The 3,588-nt window shown below is 62.3% G+C and carries 1 protein-coding gene; it reads right to left on the reverse strand.

The genetic code is table 11. From position 1 onward, the window contains the following. Nucleotides 1-629 precede the first annotated feature (629 nt). Complete coding sequence (locus tag AADW18_RS19535) at nucleotides 630-3,236, reverse strand: EAL domain-containing protein (RefSeq protein WP_337345083.1); 2,607 nt, start codon at nucleotides 3,234-3,236, stop codon at nucleotides 630-632. Nucleotides 3,237-3,588: the final 352 nt, after the last annotated feature.

The following is a 3,588-nucleotide window of genomic DNA, read 5'->3' on the forward strand; positions in this document are numbered from 1 at the left end:
TTTTCGGAAGGCACATCCATGTGCCTGCCGAAAACGCCGCGCGTCGTGCGCGGCGCCCTAAAGGGTTGTACCCACCGGCGCCACCGCGCCTTAAAGGGGACCCCGAGAAGCCAAAAGCAACAGCACCAGCAAAGGCGAAGAGCAACGAGCAAAGACAAGGGGCAAGGGCAAGGGGCAAGACAAAAAGCAGTCGCTCAGATTTTCTGCTGCTGCTGCTGCTGCTGTTGCTGTTGCTGTTGCTGCTGCTGTTGCCGTTGCTTTGGCTCTTGATCTTCGGGGCCCCCGTTAAGGCGCGGCAAGCGGGACGGGTAAAACCCCGCAGGGGCGGCGCACAGGAGGTGCGTCGTTTTCGGCAGGCACATGGATGTGCCTTCCGAAAATTCCCGGCCCGATTGCGGACCCCGAAGGGGCGCGCTGCCCGGGGCGTGTTGACCAGCCATTCGGCTGTTGAAGAGCGCCTCTTTGCCTACTTTCTTTGCACGAGCAAAGAAAGTAGGGCCCCGCGGCAGGCGCGTAGATCATCAGATCCGATAAATAGTCCGCGCCAGCGCCAAGGAACTACGAGGAGCCATCGTGCGCACAGCGCACGCTACGAATCCGTCACCTGAAACGAACCAGAGCGAAAAGAACTAATTAACCGCCACCGCATCCACCACATTCCCCACAATATAGTCATTGTTCTCCAGCCACTGCTCCAACTCCGCAGCCCGAAGCGGCTGCGAGAACAGATAGCCCTGCAGGATCGGAAAACCGTTCTCGGTCAGGAAGCGATGCTGAGCCGCGGTTTCCACGCCCTCGGCGACCACCTTCATGTGCAGGCTCTCGCCGATGCGCAGCACCGAGGTGGTCAGCGTTCGTGCGATGGCGCTGGTTTCGATATCGCGTACGAAGCTCTGGTCCAGCTTCAGTTCGTAGATGGGCAGCCGGTGCAGGTGGCTGAGACTGGAATAGCCGGTGCCGAAGTCGTCCAGCGACAGGCGTACGCCGGTGACGTAGATGGCTTCGATGTTTTCCAGCACATCCGGGTCTGGATCCAGCATGACGCTTTCGGTGATCTCCAGTGTCAGGTCGTCCGGTACCAGGCTATGTTGGTGCAGGATGTCGGCTATCTGCTGGGCAAGCTCGCGGTCGCGGAAATTGATTGCGGAGATGTTGACGGAAACACGTGGCACTTCCACGCCGCGTCGGCGCCAGTCGGCGAGTTGGGCGCATGCCTTTCGCAGCACCCACAGGCTGAGTTCCGAGATCAGGCCGCATTCTTCGGCCACCGGTATGAAGCGCGACGGCGGCACCATGCCCACTTCGGGATCGTGCCAGCGCAGCAGTGCCTCAACGCCATACAGATGCGGAAACGCATCTCCGCTGATCTGCGGCTGGAACTCCAGTTGCAGCAGATCCAGGCGCAGTGCGTCACGCAGTGCGGTTTCGAGGGAGACGCGTTCCTGCGCGACACGATTCATGTCGCCGCTGAAGAAGCAGAAGCTTCCGCCGCCATCGCTTTTGGCGCGGTGCATGGCCATGTCGGCGTGGCGCACCAGCAGTTCGATATCGCGGCCATCATCGGGGAACATCGCCACACCGATGCTGACGCCGGGGTGTAGCGTCATCATGCCGACGGCGGTCGGCGCGGCGATGGCGCCCAGCAACCGTTCGGCCACGCTGCCGGCTTGTTCGGCACTGCATTGCGGCAACACCGCAACGAATTCGTCGCCCGCGTGTCGGCCGACGATGTTCACGCCGGGCAGCTCCGCGTTCAGGCGGGTAGCGACGTCACGCAACAATCCATCGCCGGCGGCGTGGCCCTGGGTGTCGTTGATGCGTTTGAAACGATCCAAATTTATGAACAGCACTGCCGCGGTGCCGTTGACCTGGGTGACGTTGGCGAGCGCTTGTTCGGCCTTCGCGCTGAACATGATGCGATTGGGCAGGCCGGTCAACGTGTCGTAGAAAGCCAGCTGATGCACGCGTTCGTTGGTGTGCTCGCGCTCCAGCGCCAGCGCGCATAGATGCTGGCAGGTGCTGACCAGTTGCGCGTGAAGTTCATCCGGTCCCCGCGATTCGCGGTAGTAGAACGACACCGTGCCCAGCACGCGGCCACTGCTGGACTTGATGGGATTGCTCCAACAAGCGACGAAGCCCAGCGGCAGCAAGAGATGCCGATAGTCGGCGCATAAAGGTTCGGTGGCGATGTCGGTCACCAGCACCGGGCGGCCGCGCCAGGCAGTGGTGCCGCAGGAACCCGCACGCGGCCCTATGCCCATGCCGTCGACCGCTTGAAGCAGTGAATCCGGCAGGCTGGGGGCGGCGAGCGGGCGAAGCCGGCCTTCGTTGTCGACCGCGGTGATCAACGCAACGACTTCCGGCGCGATGTGCTCCACCTCGCGGCAGATCAATTCCATCACCTCCGCCGTGGGCCACTCGTGGACCATCGCATCCAGTGCCTTGTGGTGCAGCACCTGGTGCATCTTGGTCTGGGTGATGTCGCTGAGCACGCTGACCAGGCCGATCAGCTTGCCATCGTCACCGTGTACCGGGTTGATGGCGGCGGAGACCCACAACGGCCGACCGTTGCGGGCGTATAGCAGCACTTCGATCTGCAAGCCGTCGCCGGCGCTGACATGGGACGCGATAAGATCGCCGAGGCCCGGATCGGTGTGCGGCCCGGACAGGATGTCCGCGGGCCTGCATCCTCGCAGATCCTCCAGTTCGTAGCCGAGCATGCGGGTGAAGCCGCTGTTGACGTACACCACGTGGCGGTCGGGGTCACTGACGAAGATCGCGTTGTCGCTTTTGTCCACCACGAAAGACAGTTGCTGCAATCTTTCCTGTTGCCGTTGCTGCTCGCTGGTGTCGCGGACGAAGGCGGTGTAGAACACCCGCCGGCCCAGGACGATACGGGACATGGACACGGACGCGGGCAGGTGACTGCCGTCCAGTCGCATCACCACGACATCGACGTTGCTACCCACCAGCGATTGCTCGGAGATGGAAGCGGTTTGACCCAGGTGCGCGGAACCGGCGGCATGGCAGAGCAATCGGTCCAGTGCAACGCCCAACACTTCGTCGCGATCGCAGCCCCAGAGCTGTTCTGCGGCCCTGTTGAACAGCAATACCTGATGGCGGTGATCGGTAACGATCACCGCATCGACGCATTGTTCCAGCGTCTGCGACAAAAACTCCTGGACCTCGTCCGATGCCGTTTCCTGGGGCAGCGGGGTCATTGCGCGACGGGGCATGCGGATCCTTCGCGCAGGCGGACTGCGTGTTGACAGCAATGACATTGGGCTGTGGGTGATTCGCTCATCTCTTGCCCGTCGGGATTACATCAAAACCGTTATCGACCGTTCGGCCGAAGACTTGAATTTGTTTGTAGGAGCGGCGGGACGCCTCTCCTATCAGGGACAACGTTCCGCTTTTGTAGGAGCGCCGTCTCGGCGCGAGCTCTTCGCTGCTATCGCGATCTGACAGGAAGAGCTCGCGGCGGGACGCCGCTCCTACAAGGGCAAACCTCAGAACTCCTGCCAGTCGCCTTCGGCTAGCGCCGGTTCCGGGTGCCGGGTGGGGGCGCGGGTGGCGGAAGGTTTGAAC

Origin of the sequence: Pseudoxanthomonas sp. CCNWLY206-1 (assembly GCF_039710385.1) — a bacterium.
In the GTDB taxonomy this organism is placed as follows: domain Bacteria; phylum Pseudomonadota; class Gammaproteobacteria; order Xanthomonadales; family Xanthomonadaceae; genus Pseudoxanthomonas_A.